Genomic DNA, 19064 nt, shown 5'->3' with positions numbered 1-19064 from the left:
GGCTGATAATCGTTGGTTTTCACGGTAAGCTCTGACCCAATTGCAGATGCTAGCCGGGGTATAACCTAAAATATCTGCCAATTGCCTGGCTGTTGCTTTTCCATCAAGATACGCATGAACAGCCTTGATTCGGATTTCTTCAGATGCAAATTTCATCTCTGCAATCTAAACGATTTCTAAATAAAATAAAAGTGAAAATGCTCTAGCTAAACCGCTCTGGCGACAGCGTTAGCTGGCGCCCGCGCCGAATGAGCGTCCAGACCGCGCTCTGGACGCGAAATGATGGCAGCGCCGCTTTTGAAATTGAATAATTGCAAAAGCAAAATGCTCTGGGGCATTTTCAAGGGCATCCCGGCTCAGGCTGAATCTCCGAGAATTTCCTTCTTGCGCGCGCGCAAGACCGGCGGCAGACGCCTGATCAGCTCTCCCACCTGGGTGGAGGGCGTGGGCGCGCATTCCCATGCCAGCAGCCGGGCGGCCCGCGCCGCGGCCTCGGCGGCGCGGCAGAGAGGTACGCCCCCGGCAAGAAAGGCTGTGGCCAGCCCCGTGACCAGATCGCCGGTGCCGCCGATGCATTCCATGGCCGGAACCGACGGCTGCGACACTCTGGCCGCGATCTCCCCGTTGCAGACAATATAATCGGTGCTGCCCTTGACAATCATATGGCTTGGGCAATTGCCGTGACGCCGGGCGCGTTGGAGCAGTTCGGGCACGTTGTCTTCCTCAGCCAGCAGAAAGCCGCGCGTATAAAAGGGATGTGGCGCTTTTTCATCCGCCAGAAAAGCCAGTTCGCCCAGATCCGGCGTGAAGAGATCATAGGCGTCGGCATATCCGCTCATTTTCGCCACATACATGAAGCCCGCGTCAGCCGCCAGCATGGGTTTCCGCTCCAAAGCCTGCAAAGCCATCAGCACGCGGTTGTGCCAGTCCAGATCCGGAAAAAGATAGTGGAAGGTGAGGCCGGCGGGAGCCAACTTTGCCAAATGCGTTACAAGCCAGGCGTAAATCCGCCGACTCCCTGTTCCCTGTCCCGTATCTCCGGCCAAAAGCAGGCCGGGGAGCGGGAAACCGTAAGCCTCGCACGCCAGCAAAGCCGTGGCCGCCAGGGCCGCCGTGCCGCGCTGCACCGGAACGGCGCGGCCGTCTGGCAGGATCAGGGCATTGCTTTCCACCCGGCTTCTGGCTTGCACGGCATCGGGATGGATCGCGAAGTCCGGATCAGGCAGGGTGCCCGTGATCAGCCACATTGCCGTTGCCTCCGTATTTCTTCAAAGGCTTTCTGCAAGCTGTAACAGCACAGGGTTTGTCCAAGACTCAAGGGTTCGGGCGCCTGGCTCAGGGGCAGGCCGCAAAGATTCTGGGCCAGCCAGGGCACATCCGGGCAGCCGCCGCCGGAAATATTGACGATCCGATCATCCGTGAGATCAATGGTGATTTTCATATTGGCCGCGCGCACCATCAGCCAGTGACCCAGGCGTTGCGTCTGAAACAGCGAGACGGGTTCCAGCAGGGCGTCCTGGACGCTGGCCGTCTGCAAGGGCGTGATGTTGCTCTGCATAAGGATGTTGGCTACAGCCGCTCGGCTGATCAGCGGAAAAAGCACCACCATGTCGCAGCCCGTGCGCAACCAGGGCGGCGGGCCTTTGACCTCCACCGGAAAACCGGCCTTGCGCAGCAGGGCTTCAGCCCGGATCACCTCGCCGGTGTGCGAGAAAACCAGCAGGCCTTTATCACTGAGGCCCGCCTGCCTGGATGCCGCCTTGCCGAACAGCGCGGCGCGGAGTTTTTGAGCCAATGTTCGGAGCAGGCCCGGATGCCTGTGCGTCATGAATTTTCCCCGGCTTTGCACGCCTGATCTTTGGAAGTTCCGCACTTCACAGCGCCCGCCGCCCGCGAGCGGCGTGGCCCTTGCCCGCAAGCCTGCTTTTCAGCCTGCCGCGGCAGCGCGCAAGGTGTGGGGCGCGATCGCGCCCCACATTCCCGCCGGCACAGCGGAATCTTCTTTTCCTTATGGCCTGCTGATCTCCAGGCGGGTCACGCCCGGGCTCTCCTCGCCGGTTTGCACGGCGAAGCCCTGGTTGCGGGCAGCCCGGCTGACATTTTCAAGGCTCGCGTCATTATCCACCAGCACGCTGAAGGGACCGGCGGCATTTTCCCTGACCGCGTTCAGAAAGAGCAGGACCGGCTGCGGGCAGGAGAGCCCGCGGGTATCAATAAGTGTAGCCATCAGGCGCCTCGCTTGCAGTTGTAAAAGCCAATGCACAGGCAGATCGCAAGACCGCTCAATGCGGCGGCCGCGCCGTGCGGGCCGATGCCCGCTCCGCTGGAAGCCATGCCGAAATTATGGGCCATTGCCGTGCCCACGATCAGCCCCAGGGCAAAGATCGCGGCGTCGTTGTCCCCTTCGCCGGCCATGAAAAGCTGGCGGCCGGGGCAGCCTCCGGCCAGGGCGAAAGCCAGTCCCGCGGTGACCATGCCCAAAAAGTTCCAGAGGTCATTGGGCTGGGCAACAGGCTGATTTTCAAAACCCCAGTGGAAGCTGCCGAAACTCAGGTTCAGCACCAGGGCAGAGCCCAGCATGGCCAGAAAACCCAGGGCCAGATGCCACTCATTGAAGAGCAGCACGTCGCGCATGGCGCCCATGGTGCAGAAGCGGCTGCGCTGGGCCAGAAAGCCCACAATCAGGCCCGCCGCCAGAGAGAAGAGAAAGGGCGCGTGCTGGGAGCCGGGGCCCTTTATGGAATAAAAGAGCACGCCGCTTTTGGGCTCGCCGGGAATCTGCGGGTCCATGAGATAGAGTACTGTCAGGCCGAGCATGATCGCAGGCAGGATCAGGCCCGATATTTTTCCCTGCCCCTGGCTGCGGCCCAGGGAAAAACCCTTGCGAAAGAACAGCGTGCCGATGCCCACGCCCACGATCAGGCCGGCCAGGCCGAAAAGCGCATGGGCGTCGCCGCCCGCCAGACGCAGAATAACGCGCCACGGGCACCCCAGAAAAACCAGCGCGCCGATGCCCGCAATGGCCCCCAGCAAAAAGCGCAGGATCGGGGAGGAGCCGCCGCGCGGCTTGTACTCGCCGAAAGCCAGGGCGGACAGAAAAGCGCCGAGAACCATGCCCAGTATTTCAGGCCGCAAATACTGGACCACGGCGGCCCGATGCAGGCCCACGGCCCCCGCGATGTCCCGGTTGAAGCAGACTACGCAGATGCCCATGTTGCCCGGGTTGCCCGCCTGCTGAAGCAGCACGGCCAGAACGCCGAACACCAGCCCGGTGACCACTATGCCCGTGGTTGTGGCAAAGATGTTAAAGCCCGATTTCATGTGAACCCCCAGGTTGTGGGCGCGCGTGCGCCCGTTTTCCACCGCCGATCGCATTGCGATCGCGCCGTGCGCGGACGGGGAAAACCGGGGAATCAGGCGGATTTTGCAAAGAACCGATGCCGCATCCCGCGCCGCCGTCCGCATACGCTCCACGCCGTGAAGCCGCGTATTTCGCGTCAGGTCTTGCGCAGCAGCATGTTCAGCTCCTTGCACGTTGATGGTGATCGCAAAAAACAAAAGTTTTTGCGCGGAATTGTCCTGCCCCGGCAGGCGTCGCTCCCTGCGGGCGTGTCAGGCTGGGCCGCGCCGCGGCATCGGGGCAACGGCACGCCCCGCGCGCGTGAAATTGCCGCAGGGCCCGAAGCGCGGCTACGGCTGCGCCAAAGGTTGTCCGGGCTCTCCGGATGTCAGGCGCACGGCGTCCTCGCCGTCGCGTTCTTCCAGCAGAACGTCCACATGCTCGTGCCTGCCGGTATTGACCGCCCGGCCCACATAATCGGCATGGATGGGCAGTTCCCGGTGCCCGCGATCTATGAGCACCAGCAGCTCCACAGCCCTGGGACGGCCATAATCCATCAGGGCTTCAAGGGCCGCGCGCACCGTGCGCCCGCTGAACAGCACGTCGTCCACAAGGATGATCACGCTGTCGTCCACGCTGCCCGGAATGCTTGAGCGACCGATATGCGGCTTGCCTTCCAGGCTTGTCCAGTCGTCGCGGTAGAGATTGATGTCCAAAATGCCCAGCGGCACAGGGCGGGAAAGGCGGTTCTCCACCAGGCGGGCCAGACGCCGCGCCAGATCCGCGCCGCGCCGCTGGATGCCCACCAGCATCACATCCCCGCATTGGGCGTGGCGCTCCAGAATCTGAGAGGCCAGGCGATCCAGAATGCGCGCTATTTCATCTTTTTCCAGAAGCAGGATCGAAGTCATATCTCCTCCAGACTGGCGGCAGCGCCGCGCGAGGGGCTCACGAACGCATTTCCCGCATCGCCCAGAGGACGATGCAGGAGGCTCACTTCGCCAAAAAACGCGTTTTTTGGCTTGTTTCCGGCGGCTATGCCCCGCGTCAGGCTCTCGCCTGACGCCAGAAGTCGTCTCATAAAGACTTCTACCCGTTTTTGCCGCGGGAGAAAAGCCCTGGCGGCAATTGACAATCCTGCCCGTTAACCTTAGTTCTTTTCTGTTTTAAACCTTGGAGGAAACATGCTCGAAATTACGGATACCGCCCGCAAAGAGCTTGAGGCGTATTTTGCGGATAAGAAAAAACAAACCATTCGGATATATGCCGCAGTCGGCTGAGGCGGTCCTCGTCTCACATTGGCTCTGGATGAGTCAAACGATCAGGATCAGACTGAGGAACAGGGCGGCTTTACGTTCTGCATCAACAAGGATCTTCTCAACCAGGTGCAGGGCGTGAAAATAGATCTGACCTACATGGGCTTTGTGGTGGAACCCGATGTGCCCCTGTCCGCTTCCGACGGCGGCAGTGCCTGCGGTTCCTGCTCCAGCGGCTGCGGCGGCCATTAGAGCGTTTTTCTTCAAATGCCCTGGCGCGCATGATCCCCGCAGGAGACGCCGCCCATGCCCTGGTCCTCAGGGTACATGTTTCTCGCAGTGTGTTGCGAAAAATTTTGACGTTACGCCCCATACGGAGGAATCATGCTTGAATTGACAGAGAGCGCCCGCAAGGAACTTGAGGCTTATTTTGCGGATAAGGAAAAAAGCACGATACGGATTTATCTGGCTCCTGGCGGTTGTAGCGGCCCGCGACTCATGTTGGCCCTGGACGCCGCCACGGATCAAGATCAGGCGGAAGAGCAGGGCGGCTTTACGTTCTGCATCAACAAGGAGCTGCTGGCCCAGGTGCAGGGCGTGAAAATAGATCTGACCTACATGGGCTTTGCGGTGGAACCCGCGGTGCCCCTGCCCCAGAGTGGCGGCGGTTGCGGCGGTTGTTGCGGCGGTTGCGGCAGCAAGTAGAGCGTTTTGCTTTTGAAACGCTCGCTCCGGCGCGTAAAGGCGCAAGTAAATTTTGCCTGCGCCTGTCTCTGCTGTCGTTATCCGTAAGGCGGCACAGCCCCCAGCGGCTGAGGCGTCGCGCACCGCAGGATGTGCGGTGTCGGAATGTTTCAAAAATTGAAATCCTCTCAGCCTGGACGCACTATTCTGATGAAAGGGCGGCCTTTGGGGCCGCCCTCATGTCTCTCTGAGCTGCCATGCAAAATTTTGCCGCCTTGCTTTCAAACCGGGAGAAAGCGCTCTATCTGGAGCGCAGCGGAATGGCCACGCGCTGCCGTCTGGCCGCGCAGGCTCTGGCCCAGGGGCGCGGCTCCGTGCTCCTGGCCCGTAACCGTGAGGAATTCAACGCGGCCCGCGCGCTGATCACCCTCTTCATTCCCGATCTTTCCCTGGGTGACGCTGCCGTGAGCCAGGCAGTTTGGGAAAGCCCGTGCCTTGCCTTTCCCGCCATGAGCCAATGGGCGGATCGCGCCGCCTGGGCGGCCAGGCTCGCAGCGCTTTACGGGCTGGCCCAGGGACGGCCGCGCTGCGTGATCGTCGGCGTGCAGAGTCTGCTTCTGCGCTATATGCCCGGCGATTTTTTCGACACGCGCAGCCTGGACCTGCAAAAAGGCAATGAATTTTCGCCCGAGCTTGTGCTGGATCAGGCCGTGGAGTGGGGATACGAGCGCGTTTCCCTGGTGACCCGCCCCGGCGACATGGCCCGTCGCGGCGATATTCTGGATATTTTCCCCGCAGGCTATGCCAGACCGGTGCGTCTGGAATTTTTCGGCGACGTTATTGAGGACATGCGCCTTTTTGACGCGGAAAGCCAGCGATCGCTGCAATCGCTTGACGAAGTGTCACTTCTGCCGGTGAGCCCTCTTGCCCTGGGCACGCCCGGTCTTGCGGCGGCCCGCAAGCGTTGCGATCAGTTGCGCAGCGAAGGGCGGATCAGCGAAAACGAGTGCTATTCGTTCAAAAAGGCCCTGGACGGCGGCGGCGCGGGGCTTTTGCCCGGCTGCGTCTTTGAGGCGCCGAGCCTGCTGGAGGACTGGCTGCCCCCGGACAGTCTCTGGCTTTTGCCCGGAGAGGCCGACAGCGCGGAGGCCCTGCGCAACGGCCGGCTGGCATTCAAGGAGCAACTGGAGGCAGAGGACGCCCCCTTGCAGCAACCGGCCGCTCTGGCCTTGCGCAAACACTCGCTGCCCGCGCCCTGGCGCAGTTTTCAATGTGTTTTCGCGGAACCTCTGGTCATGGGAATTGAGGCAAAGGGAGCGGATTTCCCGGAGCGCGCCCTGCATTCCTTCACGGATCTTTTTCCGCTGCCCGGCGCGCAGGATCGGCCCTGGCAACATTTGGCGGCGGGCCTCAAGGAATGGCAGAACAGCCGCCGCCAGGTCATCCTGAGTTTCGGCTCAGGCAGGAGCAGAGCAAAGTTTTTGAAGCTGGCCGAACAGGAGGGCCTCACTCCCGCGTTGCGCTATGCGCCGGAAAGCCGCGGGCTGTTCGCCCTGGTTTCCCCTTTTCGCTCCGGGGTGGAACTTGTCTGGGATAACGCGCTGGTGCTGGGCGAGGAGATTCTTTACCCCCGCGCGGAAAAAACGCCGCGTGTCTCTTCGCGGGTTTTCAAGGGCCTGGACAATTTCGACGATCTCAGAACAGGGGACTTGCTGGTCCACCGTGATTACGGCATCGGCCGTTTTGCGGGCCTGCACCATTTGGATCTCAATGCGGCGGCCAATGATTTTCTGCTGATCGAGTATTCCGGCCGGGACAAGCTCTATGTGCCCGCGGACAGACTTTCGCTGATCCAGCGGTTCAAAGGAGCCGAAGGCGTGGAACCGGCCCTGGACCGCCTGGGCGGCGCGGGCTGGGTTGCGAGCAGGGAAAAGGCCCGCAAGGCCATTGAAAAGATTGCCGCGGATCTGGTGGAGATGTACGCCTACCGCAAGGTGGCCAAAGGCTTTCGCTATGATCCGCCGGGCGAGCTGTACCGCGAGTTCGAGGCCACGTTCGGCTTTGAGGAAACGCCGGATCAGGCCAGGGCCATCCAGGACGTGCTGGAGGACATGGAGAAATCCGAACCCATGGATCGCCTGATCTGCGGCGACGTGGGCTTTGGCAAGACAGAAGTGGCCCTGCGCGCGGCTTTCCGCGCGGCTGCCGAGGGGCGTCAGGTGGCCTTGCTCTGCCCCACGACAGTGCTTGCCGAGCAGCATTACCAGACCTTCCGGGCCCGGCTGGCCGGCTTCCCGGTCAATCTGGGCCTGCTCAGCCGCTTTGTGCCGCGGGCCAGACAGAAGGAAACGCTTAAAGCCGCGGCAGCCGGGCAGATCGACATCCTGATCGGCACGCACCGGATTTTGTCCAACGACGTGAAACTGCCCAATCTGGCCCTGCTGATCCTGGACGAGGAGCAACGCTTCGGCGTGCGTCACAAGGAAAAGCTCAAGGCCCTCAAAAAGAACGTGGACGTGCTCACGCTCACGGCCACGCCCATCCCGCGCACGCTGCAACTTTCCATGTCCGGCATCCGGGAACTTTCGATCATTGAGACCGCCCCCCAGGATCGCAAGCCCGTGGCTTCGGCCGTGCTGCGCCGCGACGAGGCCACGCTGCGCGCGGTGCTGGAGCGCGAAATCGCCCGGGAAGGCCAGGTGTTCTGGGTTTACAACCGCGTTCAGGGGCTGGCGCGCGTGACCGACTATGTGCGGTCGCTGGCGCCTGCTGCCAGAATAGGCATGGCGCACGGCCAGATGTCCGAGACCGAGCTTGAGGACACGATGCACAAGTTCTGGCACGGCGAGCTGGATGTGCTGGTTTGCACCTCCATTGTGGAGTCGGGCCTGGACTTTCCGCGCGCCAACACTCTGGTGGTGGATCAGGCCCAGATGTTCGGCCTGGGGCAGCTTTATCAGCTGCGCGGCCGGGTGGGGCGCAGCGATCGGCAGGCCTATGCCTTTTTCGTGGTGCCCGATACCGAGCGGCTCACTCCGCTGGCCGAGGAGCGTTTGCGTATTATTCTGGACATGGATTATCTGGGCGCGGGCTTCCAGGTGGCGATGGAGGATCTCCGCCTGCGCGGCGCGGGCAACATTCTGGGCGAGGTGCAGTCCGGGCATATGAGCCGCGTGGGCCTTGATCTTTACCTGGAAATGCTGGAGGAAGCCGTGGGCCGCCTCAAGGGCTGCCCGGCCGCGGCCAGCGTGGAAACGGAACTCACTTTGGGCTTGCCTGCCCATATTCCGGCGTCGTACATTGACGACGGCCGCGAGCGCCTGCGTTGCTACAAGGCGCTTACTTCGGCCCCGGACGGCGCGGCCAGGGAAGAAGCCGCGCTTGCCATGCGGGATCGCTTCGGCCCTTTCCCCGAGGAATTGCACAACTTTCTGGCCGTGCTGGATTTCAAGCAATTCCTTACGGACTTGCAGGTGCAGCGTGCCGACGTGCACCGGGATCATCTGCGCCTGTTCTGGCCGGACGGCCAGAGCGCCGTGCAGCCAGAGCGCATCGTGGAACTGGCCGCAAAAACGCCGGGCGCGCGGCTGCATCCCCCGGCCGGGCTGTGGCTGCCGCTGCCGCAGGGCATGTCCTTTGCCGAGGCGTTGCGGAACACGCGCCAGACCCTGGAAGGCATCCGCTGCGCGGCCGCTTCCTGAAAACGCTTACAGGGAGGGCAGAAGCATGGCACGCAGAGAAGACATCCTGGCATACGCAGCCAGGGTATTTCAGACCGAGCCGGAATATCCCTGGTCCCAGTACCCGGAATATGCCGTGCTGCGCCACGCGGAGAGCGGCAAGTGGTACGGTCTGCTCATGACTCTGCCCAGGGCCAGGCTTGGGCTGGCGGGCACGGGAAACGTGGACGTCGTCAATCTGAAAAGCGACCATGTGCTGGATATCCTGCTGCGCAGCGCTCCGGGTTCGGCCCTGCCCGCATATCACATGAATAAAAAACACTGGATTACCATTGTGCTGGATGACTCCTTCCCGGATGAGGAGCTGTACGCGCTCATTGACGAAAGCCACGGGCTGACCCGGTGAATGCCGTCTTGCGGGCCGCGCGGCTTGTGGCGCTCTTTTTCTGCTGCTTTCTTCTTGCGGCCTGTCCGGAAAGCCGCCTGCCCGAGGGCGTGGTGGCCGTGGTCAATGGCGAGCCCATTCATTTGCGTTCCGTGCAGGCGCTGCTGGACAGCCGTTCCGCGGCTCTCGGCACCCTGCAACGCCCCTCGCTGGAAAGCATGAAGCGCCAATACGGCGAGGCATTGGGCACGCTGATCATCCATGCCTTGGTGCGCCAGGAATTGCAACGCCTGCAAATTCCCGTGGGCGACGCGGCGCTGGAGCAGGCTGTGGCCGTTGTGCGCGAGGATTACGGCGCGGACGGGCTTGCACGCTTTCTGGCGGACGAGTCTTTGGATCAGAAGCATTGGCGGGCCCTGATGCGGGATCATCTGGCCATGATCGCTTTTGAAAAAAGGGTCTTGCTGCCGGGCATCCGGGTCGCGCTGCCGGAAGTGCGCGCGTATTACCAGGCGCATACCGGGGACTTTCAGTTGCCCGAAACGTTGGAAATCTGCTTTGCGGCAGCGGAACGGCGCGAGGCTCTGGACGACTTCTGCAACGCCTTTCCCCAGGGCAGAACAGCGGCCCGCGAGGCTTTGCTGGCCCAATGCCTGGATGTCAAAATCGAGGAACTGCCGCAATCCTGGCGTCGGGAAGCGGCCTCGCTCAAGCCCGGCACATGCAGCGCCGCGCGCCGTGAGAATGAGACATGGCAGGCCATCGGCCTTGTGCAGCGGCACAAGGCCCGCACGCTTGCGCTTGTCGACGCGTACCCTCTGATAGAGCGCATTTTGCGGGAGCAGAAAAAAAGCATGGCGTTCGAGCGCTGGCTGGAGCGCAACCTTGCCCGCTCCACCATACAGGTGACGCCCTATCTTAAGGATGACTTGCTTCTGCCGTTCTCAGAGCGGCAGCAGAACGAGAAACGGGACGGCCGTACCGCGGCGGGGCACGGGAGCGGCGATGCGGAGAATCCTGAGCCGGAGGCCGGGCAGAGTGCCCATGCCGTGCGGGATGCGCGTCAACCTTCCGCTGATGCGCCCGGTAAAGCGGGCGGCGCTGGAGAGCTGTGATGGATCGCCGCTTCCCTGCCGTTACCGGCCGGACATTGCATATACGGCTGATTTGGGCTAGACAATACAGATAGCGGGACTCCGGATCCGTTGCAAAAGCGCAGCGTTGCAAAAGCAATCCGCTCCAGGAGCCGCCTCCAACCGGGGGAGTTTTGCCCTTTCGCAAAAAAGCGCAGCTTGAGGAAGCTGCAAGGCAAGCCGCAGCCGTTGCTGCGGCAGCGGCATACGGATAACGCCGGCGCTCATACCCCGGCAGGGAGTTGCCGGGTTCAATTCAGAGAAAATGCTCTGCTGACGCGAAAGCGGCAGCCGCCGCAACACGGCGTACATTCAGGCGAAAACCGCATTTTTCGCCTGAATGCCACCTTTGACTTTCATAAAAAGTCAAAGGTAATCTGCTCTAGAACTGTGCAGGGGGAAAAACAGTGAGGAAAACGCTTGTTCTGCTGTTGGCGATCTGGCTTTGCAGCGCTATCGGCGTGCAGGCCGCCCAGCTCAATAAAGTGGCGGCCGTGGTCAACGGCCAGGTGATTACCATGTTCGATCTGCAAAAAAATGCCTTGCCCGAACTGGCCCGCGCCAGGCTGGACCCCAACAATCCCGCCCAGGCCAAGGCCGTGGACAAGATATTCCGCAAGGTACTGGACATGATGATCATGGATATTCTCCTTGCGCAGGAGGCCAGGCGTCTCAAAATCAGCATTACGCCCTCCGAGGTGGATAATGAGCTGGCCAAGCTCATGAAATCCCGCAATCTGACCAGGGAGCAGCTTGAGGCGCAATTGGCGCAGCAGAAGATGACGGTCGCCGAACTGCGTAAAAATTTTGAAAAAACGCTGCTGCGCCAGAAAGTGATGGGCATGGAAGTAGGCCGCAGGGTGGTTGTGACGCCTGCGGAAATCAAAGAATACTATGAGGCCCACAAAGACAATCTTTACGATCGCAGCGGGCTGCATATGGGCGTGCTGGTCTATGCGCCCAATGTCAATGCGCAGGCCCTGGCCGCCCAGATCAAGGCGGGCAAGCTGAGCTTTGAGGAAGCGGCGCGTAAATATTCCATTGCGCCCAATAAAGACAAGGGCGGCGACATGGGACCGGTGGAGTGGGATCGCCTGAACCCCGAATGGGAAGGACGGCTGAACAAAATGAAGCCCGGCGATGTGACCGAGCTTTTTGAGCTGCAGGGCCGCAAGGCGCAGGTGCATTTGTTCCGGCCCGGCGGCGGCGCGGATAAACCCCTGACCCTGCAACAAGCCACCCCCCAGATTGATGCGATTTTGCGCCAGCCCAAGGCTATGGAGCGCTTTGAGGAGTATACCACCCAGTTGCGCAGCAAGGCCGTTATTGACATTCGTTTGTAAACGGCTGCGGCGCTGAAGCGGCTTTGGAGCCGCTTCAGCCGTTTGCGCGCGAAGCGGGCGGTTCGGAAGAAGAGAGCAGCGCCGTGCCCGTTGGCGACGAAGGAGCCCTGCGGGCGCGGTAACTTAGAGCATTTTGCTTTTGAAATTATTCAATTTCAAAAGCGGCGCTGCCATCATTTCGCGTCCAGGCTTCAGCCGTTGCGACGAAGGAAGCTACGGATGAAGACAGCAACTGGTTACTGTGGCAGCCAGCCAACGCAACCGCTGTCGCTATCCGTAAGCAAGCAAAGCTTGCTAACGGCTACCGCAACGCGGTCTGGACGCTCATTCGGCGCGGGCGTCCGCTCCCGCGGCCGCCAGAGCAATTTCAAAGTGAAATTGCTCTAGCCCGCAAGGGCGTACAGATAGCGACAGCATCGCTATCGACAGCAACAAGAACCATGCTTTGCGGCGAAGCGGCCTTCAACGGAAAACGCGGTTTTCTGTGTGAGATGGCAGCAGAACCGTTGCGGCATGAGGCGTAACCATACAGAGGCTTTCATGACTCTAGAGGAACTGGGCGCGGCCTTGCGCGCCGAACGCGAAAAGCGTGGCCTGAGCATTGAAGATGTGGCCGATCATCTGAAAATCGGCGCGCGCCAGTTGCGCGCTCTTGAAGACGGCGATGTTTCTTCCTTGCCGCATCCGGCATATACCAAAGGATTTATTCGCTCGTACTCCGCGTACCTCGGTTTGGCGGCGGAAGAGGTGAGCGAGGCCGTTAAAACGCTGAATGAGCCCGATGCTCAAGCCGTATCCCAGAGCGTGTATCTGTCCGACGCCGCCTGGACGCCGCGCAGGCGGTACAAGTGGTTGGGACTGCTGGTCATTGCCGCACTGTTGGGCATTGGCGCTTATGTGGCGTGGCAGCAGGGAGCTTTTGAGTCTCTGAGCCGCCAGACCCGGCGCATGGCTCAGCCCTCTCCCCCTTTGCCGTCGCCGGATTCCCCGGATGCTACGCAACGCGGGGCGCGCGTCGAGCCCGCCAGGGAGCCCGCGGCTCAGGCTCCGGCCCGGCAGGAGGCGGCCCCCGCGCCGGCCAAGGCGTCCCCTGCCACGGCCCCGGCTGCCGTGCCCCAATCCTCCCTGCCCGCAGCGCCCGCCCAGGTTCCGGCCCAGGTTCCGGCGCAAAACCGGCAGGCCGACGCAACGCAGATGCCTCTTGCAGCCAGAGAGCGCGGGGCAGGCAGCGCAACGCCCGGCGCAAACCTTACGCCCGCGCGCGAGGCGGCCAATGCCTCTTCAGCCCCGGCGCCGGCGCAGACGCAGGGCGCTCTCCCGGCCGGACCGCATAAGCTGATCATCACGGCCACGGAGGAATGCTGGGTGCATTCCAATGCGGACAACACGGATACCCGCCAGTTTTCCCTGCGCAAAGGGGACACCTTTGCGCTGACCTTTACCAAAAGCCTGGAACTGAAGCTGGGCAACGCCGGTGGGGTGCGCATCCGTTATAATGGCGAGGAGTTGCCCGCGCCCGGCCAGTCCGGTCAGGTGCGGACTCTGACTTTCCCCCCGGCGGCCCGCTGAAGATGGAATGGGCGGATCACGCCCTGGTGCTGCGCGTCGGGCATTTTCGCGAGGCGGATCTCTGGCTGAAACTTCTCTGCCGCAGGCATGGCCTGCTGACGCTTTTTGCCTTTGGCGGCAGCCGCAGCCGCAGACGTTTTTGCGGCTGTCTGGATGTGTTCAATACGCTTCAATGTCGTGTCAAAGCGAGCGGGAGAGGGAATTTCCTCAACCTGGAAGAAGCGGTATTGCTGAACGGGCCGCAGACCTTGCGGGACAATTGGCAGCGCATGGGGCTGGCCGCCAACTGCCTGCGCTTTGTGGAGGCGCTGGGCGTCAGTGACGATGGCGCGTCCGAGGCCTTTGCGCTGGTGGAGGATTTGCGCCGGACCCTGGAGGAGGCGCCCCATCTGCCCTCGTTGCTGCCGCTCTTTTTTCGCCTGCGCCTGGCCGGAGCTCTGGGATTTGCGCCCAATCTGGACAAATGCGGCAGTTGCGGCGCAAGCCCGTCGGCTTCCATGCTCTTTGTGGTGGATGAGGGGCAGTTGCGCTGTCCCGCCTGCCGGAGCGCGCAGCCCGCGCGTTACGGCGTGGAGCTTTCAGCCTCAAGCCTTGAGCTTTTGCGCCGGGTCCAGCGGGAATTGCCTTCCGCCTGGGAAAGCGAGGAGCCGCCGCCCGCGGAGCGCCGGGCTTGCGCGCGGGCCATCGACGGTTTTGTGCAGTATCATTTGGGGCTTTCGTGGGAGAACGGCTACTTCCGGCGCGTGTGAGAGCCAGGCCTTTTTCAGTGCCGGGCATGCAATTTTTTTCTTCCGTATTGCGCGCCTGGCGCGCAAGCGGCTGAAGGGCCGCCATCCGGTCGTGAAGGGCGTGGCTTGTGGGAAAAACAGCGTTTTTTCCGCAACGAAAACAGTGAAATCAGGAAACTTCACAGATAATCCGGTCTGAAAAGCAGAGCACAGGGGACACACATGTATTTTCAGGATGTCATTCTCACCCTGCAGAACTACTGGGCAAGCCGTGGTTGCGTGATTGAGCAGCCTTCGGGCGTGGAGTGCGGGGCGGGCACGTTCAATCCGCACACGTTTTTGCGGGTCATCGGCCCCGAACCTTGGAAAGTGGCCTATGTGGAGCCCTCGCGTCGCCCCACGGACGGCCGCTACGGCGAAAATCCCAATCGCCTGCAGCGTTATTTTCAATTTCAGGTGGTGTTGAAGCCCTCGCCCGACAATGCTCAGGATCTCTATCTCGAAAGCCTGAACGCGCTGGGCATCAACCCGGCCCGCCATGACATCCGCTTTGTGGAGGACGACTGGGAATCCCCGACCCTCGGAGCCTGGGGCCTTGGCTGGGAGGTCTGGCTGAACGGCATGGAAGTGAGCCAGTTTACCTATTTTCAGCAGGTGGGCGGTATAGATCTCTCACCGGTCAGCGTGGAACTTACCTACGGGCTGGAACGGCTGACCATGTATCTTCAGGGCGTGGAATCGGTGTATGATCTGCGCTGGAATAAAGACGTGACCTACGGCCAGATCTACCACCAGAATGAAGTAGAGCAGTCACGCCACAATTTCGAGGTCAGCAACGCGGAAATGCTGCTGCGTCAGTTCAATGATTTTGAGGGTCAGTGCAAGGCCATGCTGGAGTTCGGGCTGCCCTGGCCCGCCTATGACTACTGTCTGAAATGCTCGCATACCTTCAATCTGCTGGATGCCCGCGGGGCCATCTCGATCACGGAGCGCACCGGCTATATCGGCAGGGTGCGGGCCCTGGCCTCGGGCGTGGCCCGGCTGTATGCGGCCCAGCGGGAAGAATTGGGCTTTCCCATGCTCAACAAGGAAGCGAGGTGAGGCGTGGCGACGTTTGTGCTTGAAATCGGCAGCGAGGAGTTGCCTTCCCGTTTTCTGGCTCCCGAAGAAGCGGAACTTGCCGCGCGGTTCACGGCTGCGCTGGCCGAGGCGGGCCTTGAGCACGGCGCGTTGCGGGTCATGAGCACGCCCCGCCGGGCCGCTGTGCTCATTGAGGACCTGAACCCCGTGCAAAAAGAAAAGGAAGAAATCATCTCCGGGCCGCCGACGCGCGCGGCCTATGCCGCGGACGGCGCGCCGACCAAAGCTCTGGAGGGTTTTGCCCGAACGCATGGCCTTACGGTTGACGATGTGTTCCGCGTGCAGACCGCAAAGGGCGAATATGTGGCCGTGCGCAAACGCACGGGCGGCGTTGCGGCCGGGGAATTGCTGGCGCGCATCTGCCCGGCAATCATTGCGGCTGTGCCCTTTGCCAAGCGTATGCGCTGGGGCGCGCATACCTTTGCCTATGCCCGCCCCTTGCGCTGGCTTCTGGCCCTGCTGGATGCGGAAGTGGTGCCCTTCAGCGTGGGCCCGGTCACATCGGGCCGGGAAACTTACGGCCATCGCATCCACGGTCCCGGGCCTTTTACCGTGGATCATGCCGATCGCTATCTTGCGGTGGTGGCGGGCCCCTGTGCCGTCACTCTTGATCCGGCTGAACGCCGCCGGAGCATTATGCAGGGCGGCGACGCCCAGGCCCGCAAGGCCGGGGGGCGGGTGCTCTGGAAGGACAGCCTGCTGGACGAGGTTCAAGGCCTGGCCGAGCATCCCGTGCCCCTGCTGGGCGACTTTGACGCGGCCTATCTGGAAGTGCCGCGCGAGGTGCTCCTGACCAGCATGGAGAGCCACCAGAAGAGCTTTGGCGTGGAAAACGGCGAGGGCAGCCTCATGCCGCACTTTCTGACGGTGCTCAATGTGACGCCCGAGGATACGGCTCTGGTCAGGCGCGGCTGGGAGCGCGTGCTGCGCGCCCGCCTGGAAGATGCGCGTTTTTTCTGGCGCGCTGATTTGCGGGAGAATTTCGATCTTTGGCTGGAAAAGCTGGATCAGGTCATCTTTATCGGCGCTTTGGGCAGCATGGGCGACAAGACGCGGCGGCTGGAGGCGCTCTGCCGCCGGCTTGCGGGGCGTTGCGCGCCGGAACTCGCGGATCAGGCCGCGCGGGCCGGCCGGCTCTCCAAGGCTGATCTGGTGACCGGACTGGTGGGAGAATTCGACACGCTGCAAGGCATCATGGGCGGCATTTACGCGGAACGCAAGGGCGAACCGCAGACTGTCGCCACTGCCCTGAAGGAACAATATCTTCCCGCCGGGCCGGATTCCCCCTTGCCGCGCTCCGTTGCGGGCGCGCTGCTTTCCCTGGCCGACAAGGCCGACACTCTGGCAGGCTGCTTCGGCCTGGGCATGATCCCCACAGGAGCGGCGGACCCCAACGGCTTGCGGCGCTGCGCGCTGGGGATCATCCGCATTGTGCTGGATTTCGGTTTTGATCTGGATGTGCGCGAGCTGCTTGCCAAGGCCCAGGAACTCTATGGCCCGCGCCGGTGGAAGCTGCCGCCGGATCAGGCTCTGGCCAGGCTCATGGAGTTTTTCTCCGGCAGACTGCGCAATTATCTTGTAAGTCAGGGGCAGGATACGCTGCTGGTGGACGCGGCCCTGGGCGCGGGCGTCGCGCGAGTGCGCGAGTGCGCGGCCCGCCTGGCGGCTCTCAAGGCCTTCAGCCGGGAGCCGGGCTATGCCGAAGCCGTGCAGACCTTCAAGCGGGTGAGCAATATCTTGCGCAAGCAGGGGAGTGCCGAATCCCTGCCGCCTGACTGGGATGCGGCCTTGCTGCGCGAAGAGCCGGAAAAGGCCCTGGCCGCCACGCTGGAAGACTTGCTGCCACGGCTTGACGCGCTGTGGACGGCGGGCGATCATCCGGCTGCATTGGCGACCCTCAATGAGGTGCGCCCGGCAGTGGACGCCTTTTTCGCCGGGGTGATGGTCATGTGCGAGGATGCGGATCTTCGGCGCAATCGTTTGGCAATGTTGCAGGCGCTGGGTTCCCGCTTTGCCCGACTGGCGGATTTTGCCGCGCTTCAATTATAGAGCGTTTAGCTAATTTCATTAGCAAAGCGCTCTGGTATTTAGCTGCCTCAACCCTGTGGAGTTCGCCATCGCGGCTTGACAGGGAGTCGCGGCTATGCTAACAAGCCGTCTTCACGTTATCCGCGCCAAAAGCGGCGACCTTTGTCTGAAATCGCCGGGCCGCCAGTTGTCCGGCTGCAGAAGCAAGCGGCCGGGCCGTGCAACGGCTGCCGCCCATCCGGGATCATGGCTTGCGCGGGCAAGCCCCAACATAGTGGAGGAATATCGTGGCAAACCATAAGTCAGCCATCAAACGTCACAAGCAGAGCCTGAAAAGGGCCGCCCGCAACCGTGCTGCCCGGACTCGCGTAAAAAGCGCCATCAAGGATGTGCGCTCCGCCATTCAAGGCAAGGATAAAAACCTTGCCCAGAGCGCGTTGACTTCGGCCACGTCCATTCTGGCCAAGGCCGCGGGCAAGGGCGCGCTGCACTGGAGAAAAGCCGCCCGCAAGATTTCCCGCCTGGCCCACGCCGTCAACGGCATTGAAGCGGAATAAACGATCGTTTTGCGTGCCAGGCTTGAAGGCTGTCACGCCTGAACTCGCGCCTTCCAGGCCAAGGCGTTGCATTGAAGAATAAATTGGAATTTGTGGGGTGAAAAATATTGACGCGCGTATGTGTTTAATATAAATTCCATCGTTACGCGCTCGTAGCTCAGCTGGATAGAGCAACAGGCTACGAACCTGTAGGTCAGGAGTTCGAATCTCTTCGGGCGCGCCATATATTTCAGGCACTTGTGGATTCTTCCACAGGTGCCTTTTTTGTTGGGCACATGCGGCCGGGCACATGACAAATATCCGGGAGGGCTTCAGTCACCACCCGCTTTTGCGGCCCATTGTGAGGCCGCACGAGAAATGAGAATGAGCCGCACGAAAAATGAGAACGTGCCAGAGCTTGAAGTGAGCTTTGGCACGTTTTTTGTCTGGATGTCGGAGCGGTTTACTTGAAGTTGCGGATGAGCAGTTCCGGGGACTTGAGATTTTTGCCGTTGCTGCAGGTGTAGGCCACCTCTACCTCTTCAAAGGTAAAGCCTGAAAAAAGCTTCCTGACTTCCGGCTTGTCATTCAGCGACAAGATAAATTTTCCCTCTATGCGCCCCAGCAGTTCGGCCAGCACGTTGAAATCTTCCCGGCTGAATTTCCCCTTGCCGTAATAGAGCAATTTGACTTTTATTTTATTCTAAAATCGTTTAGATTGCAAAGATGAAATTTGCATCTGAAGAAATCCGAACCAAGGCTGTTCATGCGTATCTTGATGGAAAAGCAACAGCCAGGCAATTGGCAGATATTTTAGGTTATACCCCGGCTAGCATCTGCAATTAGGTCAGAGCTTACCGTGAAAACCAACGATTATCAGCCAAACCCAATGGCCATCGCCCAAGTTGTTTCTCATGCGAGGAGATTCGGGAATTGCAAGCCCTTCTTGATAAAAATGGTGATATGACGCTTCAGGAAATTAAAGAGCATTTTAGAGCATTTTGCTTTTAATTTTTTACATAGCCACAGGATTTAAACCATCCTTCAGCGTCTTTTTGTGTGATACAACTTAATGCTTTTCCAATGGATTTGTACAGTTCATCACATGTTTTTGATTTCATACCCCGAAGTAATTGTTTCACTTTGCTCCACATCTTTTCAATGGGATTTAAATCCGGGCTGTATTCTGGAAGGAAAATATACTCGCAGCCTTTTTCCCTTATCAAGTTTTGGGCTGTTTTT

General features: G+C 61.0%; 18 protein-coding genes and 1 tRNA gene. 12 read left to right on the top strand and 7 right to left on the bottom strand.

Annotated elements, in window-relative coordinates:
* Positions 1 to 356: 356 nt before the first annotated feature.
* From G7Y51_RS11090 to pyrR, 5 genes are all read right to left on the bottom strand, one after another.
* Entirely contained in the window at positions 357 to 1247 is an 891-nt protein-coding gene (locus G7Y51_RS11090) for an NAD(P)H-hydrate dehydratase (RefSeq protein WP_165177466.1), read from the bottom strand.
* Positions 1238 to 1828 (bottom strand): DUF3343 domain-containing protein, encoded by a 591-nt coding sequence (locus tag G7Y51_RS11085; protein WP_165177464.1) that lies wholly within the window; start codon positions 1826 to 1828, stop codon positions 1238 to 1240. The genes G7Y51_RS11090 and G7Y51_RS11085 overlap by 10 nt, the downstream gene beginning before the upstream one ends.
* A gap of 180 nt (positions 1829 to 2008) precedes the next feature.
* On the bottom strand, positions 2009 to 2227 hold the full coding sequence (locus tag G7Y51_RS11080) for a sulfurtransferase TusA family protein (protein ID WP_165177462.1): 219 nt from the start codon (positions 2225 to 2227) through the stop codon (positions 2009 to 2011).
* Positions 2227 to 3321: a YedE family putative selenium transporter gene (gene yedE, locus G7Y51_RS11075; protein ID WP_165177461.1), complete on the bottom strand. Its 1095-nt coding sequence runs from the start codon at positions 3319 to 3321 to the stop codon at positions 2227 to 2229. The genes G7Y51_RS11080 and yedE overlap by 1 nt, the downstream gene beginning before the upstream one ends.
* A gap of 369 nt (positions 3322 to 3690) precedes the next feature.
* A complete protein-coding gene (gene pyrR, locus G7Y51_RS11070; RefSeq protein ID WP_165177459.1) occupies positions 3691 to 4251 on the bottom strand; it encodes a bifunctional pyr operon transcriptional regulator/uracil phosphoribosyltransferase PyrR in 561 nt (186 codons plus the stop codon).
* A gap of 273 nt (positions 4252 to 4524) precedes the next feature.
* Here pyrR and G7Y51_RS13600 point away from each other — a divergent pair, with 273 nt between their 5' ends.
* The 12 genes from G7Y51_RS13600 to G7Y51_RS11005 all read left to right on the top strand — a co-directional run bounded on the left by G7Y51_RS13600 (position 4525) and on the right by G7Y51_RS11005 (position 18066).
* Positions 4525 to 4848: an IscA/HesB family protein gene (locus G7Y51_RS13600; protein ID WP_206214322.1), complete on the top strand. Its 324-nt coding sequence runs from the start codon at positions 4525 to 4527 to the stop codon at positions 4846 to 4848.
* A 132-nt stretch (positions 4849 to 4980) separates the two neighbouring features.
* The gene (locus G7Y51_RS11055) at positions 4981 to 5301 is read left to right on the top strand and encodes an IscA/HesB family protein (protein ID WP_165177453.1); all 321 of its coding nucleotides are present in this window, start codon (positions 4981 to 4983) and stop codon (positions 5299 to 5301) included.
* A 236-nt stretch (positions 5302 to 5537) separates the two neighbouring features.
* A complete protein-coding gene (gene mfd, locus G7Y51_RS11050) occupies positions 5538 to 8981 on the top strand; it encodes a transcription-repair coupling factor (protein ID WP_165177451.1) in 3444 nt (1147 codons plus the stop codon).
* 25 nt (positions 8982 to 9006) lie between these two features.
* Positions 9007 to 9366 carry an MmcQ/YjbR family DNA-binding protein gene (locus tag G7Y51_RS11045; protein WP_165177449.1) on the top strand — a complete coding sequence of 120 codons (360 nt, stop codon included), beginning with the start codon at positions 9007 to 9009 and terminating at the stop codon, positions 9364 to 9366.
* Positions 9363 to 10460: a SurA N-terminal domain-containing protein gene (locus tag G7Y51_RS11040; RefSeq protein ID WP_165177447.1), complete on the top strand. Its 1098-nt coding sequence runs from the start codon at positions 9363 to 9365 to the stop codon at positions 10458 to 10460. Before G7Y51_RS11045 ends, G7Y51_RS11040 begins: the two co-directional genes overlap by 4 nt.
* A gap of 425 nt (positions 10461 to 10885) precedes the next feature.
* Positions 10886 to 11821: a SurA N-terminal domain-containing protein gene (locus tag G7Y51_RS11035; RefSeq protein ID WP_165177445.1), complete on the top strand. Its 936-nt coding sequence runs from the start codon at positions 10886 to 10888 to the stop codon at positions 11819 to 11821.
* A 540-nt stretch (positions 11822 to 12361) separates the two neighbouring features.
* Complete coding sequence (locus tag G7Y51_RS11030; protein WP_165177444.1) at positions 12362 to 13390, top strand: RodZ domain-containing protein; 1029 nt, start codon at positions 12362 to 12364, stop codon at positions 13388 to 13390.
* Positions 13391 to 13392: 2 nt separating this feature from the next.
* Complete coding sequence (gene recO, locus G7Y51_RS11025) at positions 13393 to 14139, top strand: DNA repair protein RecO (protein ID WP_165177442.1); 747 nt, start codon at positions 13393 to 13395, stop codon at positions 14137 to 14139.
* Between the two features lie 201 nt (positions 14140 to 14340).
* The gene (gene glyQ, locus G7Y51_RS11020; protein WP_165070874.1) at positions 14341 to 15219 is read left to right on the top strand and encodes a glycine--tRNA ligase subunit alpha; all 879 of its coding nucleotides are present in this window, start codon (positions 14341 to 14343) and stop codon (positions 15217 to 15219) included.
* 3 nt (positions 15220 to 15222) lie between these two features.
* Entirely contained in the window at positions 15223 to 17307 is a 2085-nt protein-coding gene (gene glyS / locus G7Y51_RS11015) for a glycine--tRNA ligase subunit beta (protein WP_165177440.1), read from the top strand.
* Between the two features lie 266 nt (positions 17308 to 17573).
* Positions 17574 to 17843, top strand: a complete 270-nt coding sequence (gene rpsT, locus G7Y51_RS11010; RefSeq protein WP_165177438.1) for a 30S ribosomal protein S20 — start codon at positions 17574 to 17576, stop codon at positions 17841 to 17843.
* A 146-nt stretch (positions 17844 to 17989) separates the two neighbouring features.
* A tRNA-Arg gene (locus G7Y51_RS11005) sits at positions 17990 to 18066 on the top strand.
* 219 nt (positions 18067 to 18285) lie between these two features.
* On the opposite strand, the gene G7Y51_RS11000 is transcribed toward G7Y51_RS11005, so the two are convergent.
* Together G7Y51_RS11000 and G7Y51_RS10995 are read right to left on the bottom strand one after the other, a co-directional pair.
* The gene (locus G7Y51_RS11000) at positions 18286 to 18507 is read right to left on the bottom strand and encodes a hypothetical protein (RefSeq protein ID WP_165177436.1); all 222 of its coding nucleotides are present in this window, start codon (positions 18505 to 18507) and stop codon (positions 18286 to 18288) included.
* A gap of 322 nt (positions 18508 to 18829) precedes the next feature.
* On the bottom strand, positions 18830 to 19064 hold a 235-nt coding region (locus G7Y51_RS10995), incomplete at its 5' end, for a transposase (protein ID WP_206214321.1).

The sequence above is a fragment of the Desulfovibrio sp. ZJ369 genome, assembly GCF_011039085.1.
In the GTDB taxonomy this organism is placed as follows: domain Bacteria; phylum Desulfobacterota; class Desulfovibrionia; order Desulfovibrionales; family Desulfovibrionaceae; genus Desulfovibrio.
Note: the sequence above shows the minus strand (reverse complement) of the source record. Positions and strands in the feature narration are given on the sequence as shown.